The sequence below is a fragment of the Alteromonas confluentis genome (assembly GCF_001757105.1).
Classification (GTDB): Bacteria; Pseudomonadota; Gammaproteobacteria; order Enterobacterales; family Alteromonadaceae; genus Alteromonas; species Alteromonas confluentis.
The window spans coordinates 136130-152148 of record NZ_MDHN01000041.1; the positions used below are offsets into that span (position 1 = coordinate 136130).

The 16019-nt window shown below is 46.8% G+C and carries 17 protein-coding genes; 8 read left to right on the top strand and 9 right to left on the bottom strand.

The window, feature by feature from the left end:
• The first annotated feature begins 36 nt into the window (after positions 1-36).
• Genes pseF through BFC18_RS18610 form a run of 8 tightly spaced genes read left to right on the top strand, consistent with a single transcriptional unit; the run spans position 37 to position 7357 of the window.
• Entirely contained in the window at positions 37-738 is a 702-nt protein-coding gene (gene pseF / locus BFC18_RS18575; RefSeq protein WP_070127045.1) for a pseudaminic acid cytidylyltransferase, read from the top strand.
• Positions 739-1830 (top strand): UDP-2,4-diacetamido-2,4,6-trideoxy-beta-L-altropyranose hydrolase, encoded by a 1092-nt coding sequence (gene pseG / locus BFC18_RS18580; protein WP_070127046.1) that lies wholly within the window; start codon positions 739-741, stop codon positions 1828-1830.
• A gap of 17 nt (positions 1831-1847) precedes the next feature.
• On the top strand, positions 1848-2897 hold the full coding sequence (gene pseI, locus BFC18_RS18585; protein ID WP_070127047.1) for a pseudaminic acid synthase: 1050 nt from the start codon (positions 1848-1850) through the stop codon (positions 2895-2897).
• Entirely contained in the window at positions 2898-3551 is a 654-nt protein-coding gene (gene pseH / locus BFC18_RS18590) for a UDP-4-amino-4,6-dideoxy-N-acetyl-beta-L-altrosamine N-acetyltransferase (protein WP_070127048.1), read from the top strand. It abuts the gene before it with no gap.
• A complete protein-coding gene (locus tag BFC18_RS18595) occupies positions 3544-3804 on the top strand; it encodes an acyl carrier protein (RefSeq protein ID WP_070127049.1) in 261 nt (86 codons plus the stop codon). Before pseH ends, BFC18_RS18595 begins: the two co-directional genes overlap by 8 nt.
• The gene (locus BFC18_RS18600; protein WP_070127050.1) at positions 3797-5098 is read left to right on the top strand and encodes an AMP-binding protein; all 1302 of its coding nucleotides are present in this window, start codon (positions 3797-3799) and stop codon (positions 5096-5098) included. Before BFC18_RS18595 ends, BFC18_RS18600 begins: the two co-directional genes overlap by 8 nt.
• Positions 5099-5158: 60 nt before the next feature.
• On the top strand, positions 5159-5902 hold the full coding sequence (locus BFC18_RS18605; RefSeq protein WP_070127051.1) for an SDR family NAD(P)-dependent oxidoreductase: 744 nt from the start codon (positions 5159-5161) through the stop codon (positions 5900-5902).
• Between the two features lie 6 nt (positions 5903-5908).
• Entirely contained in the window at positions 5909-7357 is a 1449-nt protein-coding gene (locus BFC18_RS18610; RefSeq protein WP_070127052.1) for a CDP-glycerol glycerophosphotransferase family protein, read from the top strand.
• A 53-nt stretch (positions 7358-7410) separates the two neighbouring features.
• Here BFC18_RS18610 and BFC18_RS18615 read toward each other — a convergent pair whose 3' ends face one another.
• The 9 genes from BFC18_RS18615 to BFC18_RS18655 all read right to left on the bottom strand — a co-directional run bounded on the left by BFC18_RS18615 (position 7411) and on the right by BFC18_RS18655 (position 15996).
• A complete protein-coding gene (locus tag BFC18_RS18615; protein ID WP_070127053.1) occupies positions 7411-8289 on the bottom strand; it encodes a GSCFA domain-containing protein in 879 nt (292 codons plus the stop codon).
• Positions 8290-8363: 74 nt separating this feature from the next.
• Positions 8364-9116, bottom strand: coding sequence for an acylneuraminate cytidylyltransferase family protein (locus tag BFC18_RS18620; protein WP_083273183.1), 753 nt, complete (start codon positions 9114-9116; stop codon positions 8364-8366).
• Entirely contained in the window at positions 9073-9951 is an 879-nt protein-coding gene (locus tag BFC18_RS18625) for a sugar phosphate isomerase/epimerase family protein (RefSeq protein WP_070127055.1), read from the bottom strand. The genes BFC18_RS18620 and BFC18_RS18625 overlap by 44 nt, the downstream gene beginning before the upstream one ends.
• Positions 9948-10568 (bottom strand): NeuD/PglB/VioB family sugar acetyltransferase, encoded by a 621-nt coding sequence (locus BFC18_RS18630; RefSeq protein WP_070127056.1) that lies wholly within the window; start codon positions 10566-10568, stop codon positions 9948-9950. The genes BFC18_RS18625 and BFC18_RS18630 overlap by 4 nt, the downstream gene beginning before the upstream one ends.
• On the bottom strand, positions 10561-11610 hold the full coding sequence (locus BFC18_RS18635) for an N-acetylneuraminate synthase family protein (RefSeq protein ID WP_070127057.1): 1050 nt from the start codon (positions 11608-11610) through the stop codon (positions 10561-10563). Before BFC18_RS18635 ends, BFC18_RS18630 begins: the two co-directional genes overlap by 8 nt.
• Positions 11611-11613: 3 nt before the next feature.
• Positions 11614-12729: a DegT/DnrJ/EryC1/StrS family aminotransferase gene (locus BFC18_RS18640; protein WP_070127058.1), complete on the bottom strand. Its 1116-nt coding sequence runs from the start codon at positions 12727-12729 to the stop codon at positions 11614-11616.
• Positions 12722-13849, bottom strand: coding sequence for a GDP-mannose 4,6-dehydratase (gmd, locus tag BFC18_RS18645; protein ID WP_070127059.1), 1128 nt, complete (start codon positions 13847-13849; stop codon positions 12722-12724). Before gmd ends, BFC18_RS18640 begins: the two co-directional genes overlap by 8 nt.
• 11 nt (positions 13850-13860) lie before the next feature.
• On the bottom strand, positions 13861-14937 hold the full coding sequence (locus BFC18_RS18650) for a hypothetical protein (protein WP_070127060.1): 1077 nt from the start codon (positions 14935-14937) through the stop codon (positions 13861-13863).
• 108 nt (positions 14938-15045) lie between these two features.
• Entirely contained in the window at positions 15046-15996 is a 951-nt protein-coding gene (locus BFC18_RS18655; protein ID WP_070127061.1) for a stealth family protein, read from the bottom strand.
• Between the last annotated feature and the right edge of the window lie 23 nt (positions 15997-16019).

Sequence of the window (16019 nt, forward strand, 5' to 3'; positions counted from 1 at the left end):
AACGCGGTTTAGCTTAACGGTAAAACATCGAACATTATGAATATTGCTATTATTCCAGCCAGAGGCGGCAGTAAACGGATACCCGGAAAAAATATTAAACACTTTTGCGGTAAGCCCATAATTGCTTATTCCATTGAAGCGGCCCTGGGTTGTGCGAATATCGACAAAGTCATCGTGTCTACTGACGATCAATCTATTGCTGAAATTGCTGAATTTTATGGGGCGGAAGTGCCTTTTCTCAGAGACAAGGCATTAGCAGACGACCACACCGGCACCACACCGGTGATACGGCACACGTTGTCAACGTTGATGGTCCAAGGCATGGCTGTGGAAGTTTGTGCATGCATCTATGCCACGGCTCCTTTCCTTACTAGCACCACCATTGACAACGCAATAAGCAAATTAGTCACTCTCAATGCAGACTTTGTGTTTACCGCCAATCAGTTTTCCTTTCCCATTCAACGGGCCTTGATAGAAGACACAGACGGCGGTGTACTCCCCTTCTCTGCACAGGATATTGGTAAGCGTTCTCAGGATTTAGCGGATACTTTTCACGATGCTGGGCAATTGTACGTGGCTAAATCAGAAACGTGGCTGAACAAGAGCAAGCGGGTATTTTCACCACGTTCCAGAATGCTCACACTCCCGAGCCACAAGGTGCAGGACATCGATACCCCCGAGGATTGGAAGCGTGCTGAAATTCTTTATAAGGTGCTACATGAGATGGGGGAAATATAGTTGCTGATCGCTTTTCGTGTTGATGCCAGTCATTATATCGGTGCCGGTCACGGCATGCGCTGCCTTACCTTAGCGAAGTCGCTAAACACCATGTTGCAGAACTGGGTACCCGATATTCAAATGACTTTTGTAGCAACAAAAGGGGCAGATATGTTGCTCGGTCTCATTCGCGAACAGGGTTTTGGCTATATTGAAGTTGACGATATAGCGAGTTCGGTGGCACATATCCCTGCTGACTTATGGATAATCGATCATTATCAGTTAGATCAACGTTTTGAAAGTGAGCTGGTCAATGCTGGCAAAAAAGTGATGGTTATCGATGATTTGGCTAACCGCGACCATCATTGCGACTTACTATTGGATTGCAATCTTACGGATAACTTTACGCAACGGTATCAGCACCTTATTCCAGAAAAATGCGAAGTGCTTTTAGGTCCACAATATGCACTTTTAAGAGAAGAGTTTTATCTCGACGGTTCGAGCCACCAGCAAACTCACAGTGCAGCACCACGGGTGCTGATATGCTTTGGCGGTAGCGACCCGGTTAATATGACGACAACAGCGTTAGATGCCCTGGAATTATGTAAAGAAAGCCGCCTTTCTGCCGATGTGGTAATAGGTTCGTCGCATCGAAATAAACAAGATATCCTCGAGCGCGTTAGCCATTGTCAGCATATTGACGTTCACATCGACTGTACCTATATGGCCGCGCTGATGCGTAAAGCCGATGTGATGATAGGTGCAGGCGGTAGTATGCATTGGGAACGATGTATATCCCAACTTCCCGGGTTAGTGGTGACCATTGCCGAGAATCAAATAGAAAGTACGGTTTGTGTGTCTAAACAGGAAGCATGCGTGTACGCCGGACATTACAACGAGGTAAGTGCAAAATGCATTGCCAGTTTACTCACTGCCATGCTATCAGATACCAATAAACTGGCCGCCATGGCACAGCAGGCCGGTGCTATCTTGCCTGCTAAAGCGGGAACACCAGAGGTGTGTCGCCAAATTATTCGTCATCTTCTGCCGGAAGTAAATCTGATGATACAGCAACGACAGCAACATCAACAACATCAACAACAGCAGCAATAACAAGCGAGAAGCAAAACGTGAAAACCATAGACATTGGCCCTTTTTCGATTGGCCGCAATCAGCCCCCGTTTATTATTGCGGAATTGTCCGGCAATCATAATCAGGATCTGGACTTGGCTTTGCGTATGGTTGATGCTGCCGCAGATGCTGGCGTTCACGCATTGAAGTTACAAACTTACACCGCAGATACTATGACCATTGACGTCAAGCATGGCGAGTTTTTCATCGATGATAAAAACAGTTTGTGGCAAGGGTCATCGCTATACGACCTCTATCAGAAAGCGCACACGCCCTGGGAATGGCACAGTGCGATATTCGAAAGAGCAAAAGCCAGAGGCATGGTGGCATTCAGTACCCCCTTTGATGCCAGTGCCGTTGATTTCTTAGAATCACTCGGCGTGCCTTGCTATAAAATAGCCTCTTTTGAAAACACCGATCATGCGCTTCTAGCCGAGGTTGCCCAAACCGGTAAACCCGTCATTGTGTCTACCGGCATGGCAAGCCTGACTGAAATAGCAGAAATTGTAGAAGTGCTGCAGAGCAACGGCTGTGACCAATATGTATTGCTGAAATGCACAAGTCAGTACCCTGCAGATCCCATTAATGCGAACCTTGCCACCATTCCTCATTTGAAACAGATGTTCCAATGCCACGTGGGCTTATCAGACCACACGTCAGGCTTAGGTGTGGCGATTGCTGCAACAGCAATGGGCGCCAGCGTGATTGAAAAACATTTTGTTATTGATCGCAATGCCGGTGGCGTCGATGCCGCTTTTTCACTTGAACCGGATGAATTTGCAATGCTGGTGAAAGAAACTGAGCGCGCAGCCATTGCCATTGGTACGGTGAGTTATGGATGTACCACCGCGGAAGTGAATTCGCGTATACATCGACGTTCTTTGTATATCTGTGAAGATTTATCCGCAGGAGAAGTGCTCACTGAAAAGAACCTAAGAGCAATTCGCCCCGGCCTTGGTTTACCGGTTAAATATTTAGCCCGACTGCTTGGCAAACAAGTAAAACACGATGTGGCAAAAGGCACCCCCATGTCTTGGGATCTGGTGTAAATGGAAAGAAAATACCCGTCCAGCCACTTTTCGCTGCTTAACCATACGCAGTTGGAACGTGTATTAGCATGGCGAAACAAGCCACATATACGCCAAAATATGCATCAGCAAGATACCATTACGCTGCATCAGCACCTTGCCTGGTTTGAGAACTTAACAAACGATCCAACCCGGGTTTTCTTTGTGATGGAACAAAACGAGCGCCCCATCGGTGTACTCAACTTCACATTGAAAAGTGAAAACCCGCTGACGCTGGAATGGGGCTGTTACCTGGGTGAAGATGATGTGTGGCCGGGTTCAGGATTGCTCCTTGAAATTGCCGCGCTGGAGTTTGCCTTTACACGAACCAGCGCTGAGCGACTATATGCCGAAGTATTATCGTTTAACACTTCAGTATTGAAGCTCCATAAATTATTTAATTACACTCCATTGGAAGACGGAGACACCATTACTCGCAGCGGGATAAGCCATACCGTCAAACGCTTTGAGTATACGAGAATGAAATGGCTCACATCGAAAGACGAATTATTGGCCCGTCTTCCAAAACAAATAGCTCAGGCAGCACACAATATCTCATTTGAAAATGAGATAGAATTCTTCAAGCGCGATGCCCCTTCGCCTACAGCAAAAAGAGATAATGAGCAGGATGACTGACTTACGAGACACCATATTAGACAGCATGCGTCAGGTAGCACTAATTTCTGACTGCACCCTTGTTGACGATATCGACGATGACACCGTACTACTTCAGAGCGGCCTGGATTCGCTTGGCTTTGCAATGCTCGTGGCTCAGCTCGAAGAAGAATTTAATGTCGATCCCTTCAGTGAAATGGAACTCGCTGTTTACCCAAGAACGCTGGGGGAATTCGTCAGCGTTTACCAGAGCGCACTGCAACCCAGTGAATAGTCTGCTAGCGCGCATTCAAACTTATTCAGGCCCGGCCGTTGTCACACATGATGGCCGGACAATTAGCTATGAAACGCTCAAAGCTAATGCCAGCTCTTTACGTGAAACTTACCGCAACGCCGCTATGGATTCGGATGATGGCCTTTCTGGTAGCGAAGCGATTACCGATCTCGCCCACTTCGTCACAACGTTGTTGGCGCTAGAAAGCGTTGCTGAACAAATCACCTTTACGCCGGATGCACTCAGTTACGAACTGCCGTCAAACGTCTCTCGTTCGACAATAGCAACAACCTGGTTCATTCAAACATCGGGGACTACCGGTAATCCTAAAAGAATCGCACATACCACATCGAGCATTTGCTCAGCGATACAGATAAAACCACACTTATCCGAATTGCGCTGGGCACTCACGTATCAGCCGCACCGGTTTGCCGGTTTGCAGGTTGTTTTACAGGGCATACTGAGTGGTGCGTGTACCATCGACTGCCTTCGCGGTGATATTGCAGATAAATCCAGACAAATGCTCAACGAGCAAGTCAGTGCGCTGTCAGCAACGCCGTCCTTTTGGCGACAATTCTTACTCACCGAACCCAGCCATCAATTGGCCTTTTCACGGGTTTCGTTGGGTGGTGAAATTGCTGATCAGCCGCTTCTCGATGCCCTTGTATCAAGATATCCGAAAGCGAAAATATTCCATATCTACGCATCTACCGAGGCCGGAGTGGGATTTGCCGTTAGCGATGGAAAAGCAGGTTTTCCCGAACAATGGCTGGAAACAGGTGTTAACGGTATTCGGCTTCGGGTGAAAGAGAATATTCTTTGGCTAAAACCGGCAATCACCGCCGACACAGTGAATCGGAATAATAGCGATGAAGCGGTGGTTCACACTGATGAAAATGGCTATATCAATACGCAGGACGCCGTGAGCATATCGCATCACCGCGTGTTCTTTAAAGGCAGGGACAATGGTGTCATTAATGTCGGTGGGCACAAAGTATTCCCAGAACAGGTTGAATCCGTGCTGCTTTCTGCAGAACAAATTGCACTGGCCCGCGTGTACAGCAAGCCACATAAAATTTTAGGTCAGATTGTGATTGCAGACGTGGTGTTGCTGGCACCAGAACTCGATGAACCCGTAGGTGAAGCGACGAGCAAGACATTAAGCGCGAAGCAGATACAAATGGCGTTGATGCTCCATTGCAAAACACATTTGAATAGGGCCGACATGCCGACGAAAATCAATATTGTTCCTACGCTCCCTTTGTCTGACAGTGGCAAAGTGTCGCGTCAGTGAACTATCGTGACAACAAAACAGATAAACCAGACTTAAAAATCAAAAAAACACGGAAACAACATGGATAAATCAGAACAAACAAAACCCCTGGTGGTTGTTACCGGAGCAGGACGAGGTTTAGGACTGGCCATTTGCAAACAATGTCTTGAGCAGGGTTATCGTGTGGTGGCCATTTCCAGAACCCTGTCTGCAGAATTGAAGGGGTTACAGGAAAGCAATTTTGATGACCTGTATTTTGAACCCTTTGATCTGATTGAACTGGATGACATTCATCACCTTTGCAAAACGATTATCGCCAATTATGGTCGGCCATACGGGCTGATAAATAATGCAGCAGTGGGTTTTGATGGCGTGCTTGCCACCATGCACAACAGTGAAATTAGTAGCTTACTGAATATCAATGTGCAAGCCCCTATCCTGCTGGCGAAATACCTGTCAAGAAGCATGATGCTCAATCGTGGTGGTCGCATCATTAATGTGTCATCTATTATTGCCAGCACGGGATTCAATGGACTAAGTGTTTATGCTGCAAGCAAAGCCGCGCTTGAAGGCTTTACCCGGTCGCTTGCCAGAGAGGTGGGCAAAGCGAATATTACCGTGAATTGTGTGGCACCAGGCTACATGCAAACAGACATGACTGAGTCGTTACAAGGAGAGAAACTGGAAAGCGTGAAACGTCGAAGTCCGCTAGGAAAACTGGCTACGCCCGACGATGCAGCTGCGGCAGTATTATACTTGCTAAGTCAGCACGCCAAATCGGTAACCGGCACCGTGTTGACCGTAGACGCGGGCTCCACGGCGTAACGCATCATGACATCGATTTCAAAACAAACGCCCCTACTCGTTGCGCCAGCAAACCCTGCGGGACGCGAACTCGCCAAGCAACTCTCTGCTCTGGGTTATCATGTAGTCGGCTTTGTGGATAATCTGAAGCAGGCGGAGGATATCGTAAACGCAGTAAATAATCTTCCGGCGGGCTCTCAAATCGTGTTGCATCAGGCGTCGTATACCTCAGAGGTTGCCGCGGGGCTACTGGATAAAGGTTTTGCTAAGTCTTCTTTAGTGATCAGTGAAAAACAGAGCGGCAATGAAGACGTTGTGTTTTCACGCTATCAGGTTCCCCTCGCCCACTACGTTAAGCGTTTTAAATTTACGTTACTGCTCACCCTCTTTACGTTTGTAAGATGCTTCACGCCTAAAAAACACTATCTGTATTATGCTGAAGGTTTTTTCGACACGAACATGCTACTTGCCTATCGCGAGCATAAAAGAAGCCATTCAGGTGAAGTATTTTTAGTGGGCAGAAACCTTAAGCAACACATTGCTGCCTTAGAGAACGACGCAGACTTATACAAGACGTTGAGCATACCGGCCTTACTTCGCTTGTGCTGTACCCGGCGCATTGTCGTTGATCATGAGTTTACCGGACAGACATTCTCTTTGTTACGCAAAGCCATTCCCGTCGTTCAGTTATGGCACGGACTGCCGTACAAAGCGTTGAGTGGAAACATACATTACCCGCATATCTGTGATGAGGCATTTATCTCCAGTTCCCGCTGGTTCAATTTGCACATCTTCCCAACCATATTTCGGGCAAAACAATATCTGGATCTGGGGTACCCGAGAAATGACGTGTTCTGTCAGACGCCGGAACAACGAGACTGGATAAATGCAGAGCCGCTAGACACCCTCAACCAAGTGCGATCCAGACATGGCGACATTGTGGTTTATGCGCCCACATACCGAGACTGGGGGGACAATGAATATCCTCTCGATTTGGATAAAATCAATCGCTGGTGTGAACAAAACCGGGTTGCTTTCATCCTCAAATTTCACCCGTTTATTTCACGTCTATTTGGCGAAGCCATGGGATTATCAGAGCAAAATTGTTTGCAGGCCCTCCCGGACCATCCAAATATCTATATCTATCCGAGCGGAAAAAATGTGTATCCCTGGCTGGCAGATGCTGCCGCACTGGTTACCGACTACTCCTCCATTGCCTACGACTTTCTGCTGGCGGACAAACCCATTGTTTATTTCCAGTACGATAAACAGCAATACCTACAACTTCGAGGCAACACGTTGGTGAGTGATGATGATTTTGTGGCCGGTGAAACTGTGACAACGGTTGAGTCACTTTTGGTGGCGTTGCGCAGCGAAAAAGAACTGTATGCTGCTCAGCGCGAAAAGCTACGCAATAAATTTGAAACTACGCCGCAACTCGCCTCTCCACAAATTGTCTCACTGGTCAGAGAATAAACTTAAACTTCAGGACACAAGCTGCAGGCAAAAAGCAGCGTTTCACCAATCACTTACTTTAAATAGTAGCGACCAAAGATAGACATGATGGTTTCAACGGCTTCGGGGGTGATGTGTCGATTATCTTCCTTCCACGGCTCATCAACATAGTGATTAATCAGCTCGTAAGACGGAAAATAAAATAAGTTGTCATCCACTTTTTGCGTCATGAATTCGTGCAATACTGCTCGCAAGGTTGCTTTAGAAGACGTATTCGCACAAATAACAGATTTCTTCTGATATGAGCCTAGCAACGGGATAGGAGACAAGGTAAACAGAATTTTTGCATCCGGTTTGTGACGCTTAATCAACGAATAGATTTTATTCAGGTTGTCGAGATTCTCAGCAAAGGAAACAAACCGGTTTTCGAATCTTTGCGCATCCAGCTTCTTATTCGGCACGAACTTCCAAAGGTACTGCTGATTTTCTTTGTCGAACCATGCTTCTGTTAAACCTAAGGTGATGATGAAAAAGTCTGTCTGCTTGATGATGTCTTTACAGATTTCAAGGCTGTGGTAGGTTTGCGCTTTCTCTTCATTGGTCCCAATGAAAATCGTATCCAATGACTTGTCTTCAAACGCCCACTCAAATTGCGCCAATAAAGCGGGTGTGTGAACCATAATTTCATCGATACGAATGAGATCGGAAAGATTATGGTCCCAGCTATGGGCATTCACTTTATAGCCATGTTTCAAGAGAAAGCGAGACACATTTCCCGCAAAACACGAACCGAACGCCGTTATGTTTGTCTCTTTGTCGATTATCGATTGAGTGGGCAGATAGCCGTGCATAAAGTAATCGAGAACAGCATCTTCTTGCGCGAGTTGCTCGTTGCCAGGCCAACGGTTTAAGCCAGCAAAGCCGTGTTTTTCAAGTACACTCATTTTTCTCATGCGCTATCTCTCCGGTTACTATGCGTCAACCACTGTATCGGCAATCTGTTGAAACACATTAGTAGAACGTGGGGTTAGCCTGCATCAACGCTCATCTGGCTCAACTGAACTTCAGCGCACTGAAAATCATCTACAGTATCAATATCAAGGGATGACGCTTCTGTCATAACATACGGGCAAGTACTGGGTTGATATTGTGCTGAAAGCGCCTGAGTCTGATAGATAAAAATCGCCCCATTAGGCATATACACAGGAGAATTAGACTGGCGATTAAATCCCCCTCCCTGATTGAGTTTGTCATCGACAAATCGCAGCTGTGATTCGTCATTGATGTTTAACAGCCATCGGTATTTTGCATTGACTTCGTAGACTGAGGCGAGGGACTTAGGTGACTGCGGCTTAGCAAGAAATAGATTCAGGGCTTCGCGAATATGATTTGCCGTTCTTAATGGCGAGGTGGGTTGTAGCACTACAACCACATCATATGCCTTGCCTTCTTTTGCTAGCCTGTCTAGCGTATGCTGTATTGACGACATGAGAGAAGCATCGTCTGTAGCGAACTTTGCTTCTCTGAGAAAGGGCACCCAAGCGCCATACTCCCTGCCAATTTGCGCATAGTGTTCGCTATCTGTAGACAACACCACATCTTGAATATCATCGACTTTTAATGCCGCTTCAATGGTCCACGCCAGCAAAGGTTTACCATGCAGCATCCTAATATTTTTATCGACAACGCCTTTTGAACCTGCTCTAGCCGGCACAATGGCGAGTACTTTTTGCAGCTTATCCATCAGCCATCCCAGGTTGAAGTAACGCCAACGTGGCATTCAAACTCGTTTGAATTGAGCCGTCATAAACTTCAAGGGTTATGGTTTTATTCGCAAGTTCGACTTTGCGCAATAAACTGAATAATGCTGTTCCCTCACGCACGCCATGATTTGTGTCGGCAGTCCCATCGTTGTCGCTAAAATGGAGGTAGTCAGACAGGCGGACTAATTGCGCTAACTCTGTTTCAAAAGAAAGTCCCAGGCTATTGCAGCTCACTTTTAAGTGGGCCACATCTAATAACAACGAAGCCTGACAGGCATCCTGTAAACGGGCTATTGATGCAGAATCTGTGGCTAAAAAAGGATTATCACTGCCAAAGGTTGTCCGGTTTGCTTTCGAAAGCACATTATTTTCTACATATAAACTTACGCCATGATCCTGGGCCTGTTTATTTAGCGCTTCCCAGGCATCAGCAAAAAGTGCGATAGCCTCATCTTCACTTTGAAGCTGAGCGCAATCAAACGCCTGCCCAAGTTTTTTGTGATCAGGCATAAATCGAAAGCCCGCATGCACACCATACTCTTTTGCCCCTAACTCAGCAGACAAGGTAATGGCTTGCTGAACATGGGCAATGGAGCGCGCCCGAACATCAATATCACTGGCTGACAGGTTAAGCACAAAGTGTTCTTCTGGCGGCGGAAAATAGTTATGACAGCGATATTGAATACCAAATTCTGATTGTAGATTCATAAGTTCCTGTTTCCAATTTGGATAAAGGTTGGTACCGCCTGATAGTTCGATATTGGTATAACCTTGCTCGGCGAGTTGCCGCACGCTGTCTGCGATTTTACGGTTGTTGACACAACTGCTGGAGATGTAAATCTGCCCATTCATCGGTTGAGTTTCCTTGCGGGGCTGCCGACGTAAACTCCCGGTTCATCAATAGACTTATTAACGAAACTGTTTGCGCCCACCGTCACGCCATCACAAATTGATCTTCCGTCTTTTATTACTGCGCCAGCACCAATAAAACAAGACTCGCCAATTCGCGTTCTACCAAGCAACTTGGCCCCCACAGCCACGTGAGAAAAGGCCCCTACACTGGCTTCGTGCTCTATCACAGCATGGGTATTTATTATGGCAAATTGTCCGACTTCGGCAAGCGGGCCAACATAGGCGCCCGCAAAAATTTGGCTGGCACAACCTAACAGCGCAGTTTCATCGATAAAAGAAGAAGGATGGGTCAGCGGCAACGTGTAACACTGGGCTTTTAGATCATTGGCTTTCGTTTTACGCAAGGCATTATCGCCAATGGCCAAGATGGTATTTATCTCATCTTCCAGATTGAGATGGTTGATACTCGTTACTACCGCAATGCCCATGATCATTTCACCTGGCGCGGCATGCGCATCTACAATGGCTTTGGGCTCAAGCTTATTGGCGCGCAACAAAGACACCAGGGAGCGAGCGTGTCCCCCCGCCCCCGCTATCACCAGATGAGCTTCAGACATCGATGATATCACCCAGGGCCAGGTCGCAATGCATTGGCTTGCCAATCACATCGTTGATGTATTTCGCTGGAATGCCATGACCACCGGTTCTTCTGGCAACCACATTGCGTGCAGTTAGATATTCGCCCTTCGCAATGGGCTCAGCTGCCACCAAACATTTTTGCAGAGATAAGCGGTTTTCTCGTTCACATAATTCCACACGCTTTACGCTGCGCCCCATCATGGTTTCTACTTTTCGGATTTCTTTTACCAAAGACGCTAATTCCTCAGGAGACAACGACGCTTGGTGATCAGGACCCGGAAGACTTTTATCCAACGTAAAGTGCTTTTCAATCACACTGGCCCCTGCCGCCACGGCATAAGGTGAAGCGCCAATGCCAGCAGTATGATCGGAGTAACCAACAATGACATCATAGTCAGACTGGTATTTATTCATCACACGCAGGTTGAGCTCTGCATCGGGCGCTGGATAACTTGAAGTACATTGCAATAAAATCAAGTCGTTACACTTACCCCGAAGCATTGCCATCGCTTCATCAACCTCAGACTGCTCACTCATGCCAGTGGACAGGATGAGTGGCACCTGCGCTTGAGCAGCCCGCTCAACAAAAGCAATATTAGTCAGGTCGGTGGACGAAATTTTCAGTGCTGATAGGGGCAAAGACAGTAAAAACGTCAGGCTAGGTTCATCGAAGGGAGTAACGATAAAATCAATTCCGCTGCTACGGGCGTATTCCGCCAGTGCTTCACATTGCTGAGGTGAAATTTCCAGCGCCTTTAGCATGTCATATTGGCTTTGCTGGTCGGTTGTATCCTGAACCTGGTAACTGGCCTTTTTTACATCGTTGCGGATTAACGCGGCGGTGTCGAACAATTGAAATTTTACTGCGTTTGCGCCGGCTTTCACGGCAACGTCGATCAGTTTATACGCGAGATTGATGTCACCACTATGGTTAACGCCGGCTTCTGCGATGATGTAGACCGGTTGCTCCGGCCCAATTACCGTGTCAGCGATGTTTATCTGTTGGGAAAATGTCGTCATGTTTTATGCTTCCTGACCCATATATCTTTTAATCAGCTCGCAAATGCGCGTTATCTGTTCGTTACTCAGGCCAATAAATGTGGGTAAAGATAATCCGCTATCCGAAAGTGTCTTCGTCGCTTTCAGCGCCGAACGTTCGTCACGGTATGGGGGTTGCTCGTGAAGCGGAAAGAAAAATGGCCGGGAATCCACTTGATGTTCAGCAAGCCAAGTCCGTAAGCTCTCGGCACTTTTGTTCTCGGCATCGACTCGAATAGACATTAGCCAGTTAACCGACGTCGCGCCGTTCAACACCGATTTAAACACAATGCCAAATACCCCTTCCAGATGCTGCCGATAAAGCCTCTCCTGTTCACCGCGCAAGCGAGTGAACTCATCAAGCAACGCTAACTGGGACACGCCGATTGCCGCCTGAATATTGGTCATCCGATAATTTAACCCGGCAAGGTCGTGCCAGTATTTTTTGCCTGGCGCCATGCCGTGATCCCGTAAAATTCGCAGTTTCTTAGCCAATTCAGCGTCGTTGGTGGTAACCATGCCGCCTTCACCAGTAGACAGCAATTTGTTAGCAAAAAAGCTAAAGCAGCCCATTTCCCCCATCGTGCCTGTGTACTGATCATCCACCGATGCGCCAAGGGATTCTGCGCAATCTTCAATGACAGTAATGCCATGTTCGCCAGCCAAATGGGTAATCGCTTTCATATCAGCAGGGTTGCCATATAAATGCACAGGAATAATGGCTTTGGTGTTGCTGGTGACTAACTGCTGACAATCCTGCACATCGAGGGTCCAGGTATCCTCATCGATAGCGCACAGCACTGGCTTGGCGCCACACAGCAGCACAGCATTCGCGGTAGCCGCAAAGGTAAGATCAGGTACGATAACTTCATCGCCCGGGCCGATGCCTATGGCAATGAGCGCTAAGTGTAGTGCTGCGGTTCCACTGGTGACACTAATAGCAAATTCTGCCCCTATGTAGGCTGCAAAATCATTTTCGAACTGAGTAACATACGCGCCCTGAGATGAAATCCAACCGGAGTCCAGACAATCCATGACCAGCGCCTTTGCGCTGTCATCGATAAAAGGTTGAGATACTGGTATGAAGTCGGTGTTAGTCATGTCTATGCTTATTCAAAATAGCTTCATCCCGAGATAACGCCAGATCATGGGTAACCATTTCGCTCACCATTTCCTGCAAACCAATCACGGGTTTCCAGCCCAAGACGCGCTCAGCCTTGCTCGCATCCCCCCACAACACATCCACTTCATTTGGACGGAAATAATAAGGATCGATACGTACCACAATGTCATCAATGCGAAGGGCCGGTGGAAAGCCTTTGGTCGATTCTTCCAACACACTTGCATCGATTTTTTCAACAACGCCGATCTCATCAACGCCACTGCCCTGCCATCGCAAGGTGATGCCAAGCAGTTTGAAACTCATTTCCACAAATTCCCGCACGGAGGTTTTTCTTCCTGAAGCAATAACGAAATCGTCAGGCTCTGGTTGTTGTAACATCAGCCATTGCGCTTCTACGTAATCTTTTGCATGACCCCAGTCACGCTGCGCGTCAATGTTCCCCAAGTACAAACAATCTTGAAGCCCGTAGGCAATACGCGAGATTGTTGAGGTCACTTTTCGGGTGACAAAGGTTTTACCTCTGAACTTAGATTCATGATTAAACAGTACGCCGTTACACGCGAACATGCCGTAAGACTCACGATAATTTATAACAGACCAGTAAGCGTAGAGTTTCGCTGTGGCGTAGGGAGAGCGCGGATAAAACGGTGTGCTTTCATCTTGTCGTGGAGATTGTATTTTTCCGTAAAGCTCACTGGTAGATGCCTGATAAAACCTCACTGAATCTTCCATTTTCAGCGTTCTTAGCGCATCCAGTAACCTTAGTGTACCCAGCGCATTGACGTCTGCGGTGTTCTCCGGCGCATTGAAAGAAACGTGAACGTGACTCTGTGCGGCCAGGTTATAAACTTCGGTGGGTTGGATTTCGTTGATCAATCTGACCAGCGACAATGCATCGCTCATGTCACCGTAGTGCAGGTAAAAATCGTTTTTAACCTGTTGCGGCGGTTCCACGAGATCATGCACTCTATCTAGATTTGGCAATGACGCACGGCGACGCAGACCATGTACCTCGTAACCTTTATCAAGTAGAAACCGTGATAAATATGCACCGTCCTGACCGGTAACGCCGGTAATTAATGCAACTTTCCTGGTCATTGTGTCCTCACTTAGTTCGCCAGCCTGGCTTCGATGTTAAATTCATCGAGGCGACGATAGATCGATTCTATGTGATCTCTTAACGTAAACTTATCGCTCCCCCAATGTTGCGTGGCAAATTGGGCAAGCCGCGTTTCATCCATCAGATAGCAGGTGGCAGAAATCTGCTCAGCAAACAGAATTTTCATATTAAATAAGCTGGTTGAATGCATACCTGCTATTTCTGCCGGTACCCTTCCCGCACTGGCGCACAGTAATTCATACGGTTCATCGTGTAACTCTACGGAAAACCCTAATGCTTCCAGCTTTTGCTTTTTACTCTCGAGTGCTTCCGCTCTGTGCGCGAAATAAACTGGCTTGTTATCAGCACGGCTACTTCTCAATGCATCTTCAATCATTTTGTAATAGTCGTCATCCCCGAGAATGCCTTTTTCCACCACAGGCGAACCAATAAAGTGAAATTCATCGTTTTTCTCAGTGTGCGTAAAGCGCGCACGCAATGCCGATAATTGGTTTAAGCGCGTGTGGTTATCATCGGGAAATGTAAAAATGGAAAAAAGCGTCATCGACTTTTCCACCACGCTTAACCCCAATGCTTGCTTTATATTTGCCGCTTCTTGTTTTCGTTCGGGGCACTGCGTGTGCATAGACACTGGCAACTTGAAATTCGCCGGTGCAATCAGTTTTTCCACAAACACATTGGTTGCGGCGCCATCATCCACCAAAACGATATTTTCGCAATCAAGACTACAGGCAATATCTTGCATCCAAATTTGCCGAAGATCACCCACTAAAATAAGGTCAAATTTTATGTGCTGAAGTTGCTTTGCTAAATCAGCATAAGGGGCAATCCGTGATGTTAACGATCCGGCTTTAGGTATTGTCAGAATGAACTCTTTCACCCGTGAGCAGTTTTCATGCAGCCGTTTTATCTGAACCATGGAGTGACGGCAGAAGGTGGCCGCGTTGATAACCGTAATATCACAGTGAAGTAGCGAAGCCTGGTACAAGTACTCTTGTGCACACCAATACTGAAATGGCGATGAGAGCAAAATGAGAACCTGTTTTCTATTATCAGTATCAGTCATAAATCTGAAGATCGCGCTGGAAAAGATAATCCATGCCGGTTTAGTTAAGTATTTACAAGGTTATCGGCACTAATAGAAAAACCATGAAATGATAACTTGATGAGACTGTCAATGCTCACTGAAAAGCGCTGGCCCACATAGCGTATCAAGCTCGCCTTCTACAAATGCCATGCGTTCAACCAATGCCTGATATTCGTTTATACACAGCATTTTTCGCTCGCCGGTTTTAAACAAATCCAGTAAAAAGCGAACCTTTTCCTCCGTGCCTTCACGGCATAGTTCAAAACTGAAGTGCACCATTGGCTCAGTACCCGCCACAGGACACATTAACTTGTAATAACAATAATGATTGTGCAGCGATTCAACCAAAAACTGGCTTCGGTGACGGAATTTGTGTTGCACATTATTAGCAAATGCATCGGTAAAACAAGACTTTAATTTACCAATGATATCTTTATCCATGGGTTGGAAGCCGTGACTAATGTGAATAAATTGCCCGGGATCCGCTTCCACCATTCTGACTGCATTGATCATTCCCTGCTGAAACAATGTAGTATCTGTGTCGGGTAACACAGGCTGCCAGTCCCCCCAGATAACCGGCTTATCTTCGTTAAAAAAGAAGTCTGGGCTAACAGCACTTCCGAACATAAAATCATCGTTGCCGTAAATAAACTGCGCTGATAAACCTTCAATAACATCAAGCTGACTGACTATTGCCCGCGTGTTAAAAGTGGGGAGTGCATCTGGGTGATGTTTAAAAAGTAACGTATGGTCTACGACAAATATTCTGTCTTCGGCTAACTTATCACTATCTAAAAATTCGGGGATTTGGTTGTCTGTCACCAACCAGATTTTTCTGTACCACGGCGCATGGTGCTTAATAGACCGAAGACAATAAATGAGCTCACGGTGCTGCACGAACCGTTTATCACTAACAGACTGTTCTACGTCTCTCGACTCACCTTGCCACACTCTGGACTGCCAGCGTTTGCGTTTGGCTTTATGGACAGGATCGTTGCCATCGACCCAAGTGATAACAAAGTCTATTTCGCTTTGCATTTCAATACTGGCCCCTGTACAGC

Coding starts and splice junctions, on each gene's coding strand:
- BFC18_RS18650 (WP_070127060.1), bottom strand. CDS start 14,937: ATGACTGATACTGATAATAGAAAACAGGTTCTCATTTTGCTCTCATCG.
- BFC18_RS18605 (WP_070127051.1), top strand. CDS start 5,159: ATGGATAAATCAGAACAAACAAAACCCCTGGTGGTTGTTACCGGAGCA.
- BFC18_RS18595 (WP_070127049.1), top strand. CDS start 3,544: ATGACTGACTTACGAGACACCATATTAGACAGCATGCGTCAGGTAGCA.
- BFC18_RS18655 (WP_070127061.1), bottom strand. CDS start 15,996: ATGCAAAGCGAAATAGACTTTGTTATCACTTGGGTCGATGGCAACGAT.
- BFC18_RS18625 (WP_070127055.1), bottom strand. CDS start 9,951: ATGAATGGGCAGATTTACATCTCCAGCAGTTGTGTCAACAACCGTAAA.
- BFC18_RS18620 (WP_083273183.1), bottom strand. CDS start 9,116: ATGCCACGTTGGCGTTACTTCAACCTGGGATGGCTGATGGATAAGCTG.
- BFC18_RS18635 (WP_070127057.1), bottom strand. CDS start 11,610: ATGACGACATTTTCCCAACAGATAAACATCGCTGACACGGTAATTGGG.
- pseF (WP_070127045.1), top strand. CDS start 37: ATGAATATTGCTATTATTCCAGCCAGAGGCGGCAGTAAACGGATACCC.
- BFC18_RS18615 (WP_070127053.1), bottom strand. CDS start 8,289: ATGAGAAAAATGAGTGTACTTGAAAAACACGGCTTTGCTGGCTTAAAC.
- BFC18_RS18610 (WP_070127052.1), top strand. CDS start 5,909: ATGACATCGATTTCAAAACAAACGCCCCTACTCGTTGCGCCAGCAAAC.
- BFC18_RS18640 (WP_070127058.1), bottom strand. CDS start 12,729: ATGACTAACACCGACTTCATACCAGTATCTCAACCTTTTATCGATGAC.
- gmd (WP_070127059.1), bottom strand. CDS start 13,849: ATGACCAGGAAAGTTGCATTAATTACCGGCGTTACCGGTCAGGACGGT.
- BFC18_RS18630 (WP_070127056.1), bottom strand. CDS start 10,568: ATGTCTGAAGCTCATCTGGTGATAGCGGGGGCGGGGGGACACGCTCGC.
- pseH (WP_070127048.1), top strand. CDS start 2,898: ATGGAAAGAAAATACCCGTCCAGCCACTTTTCGCTGCTTAACCATACG.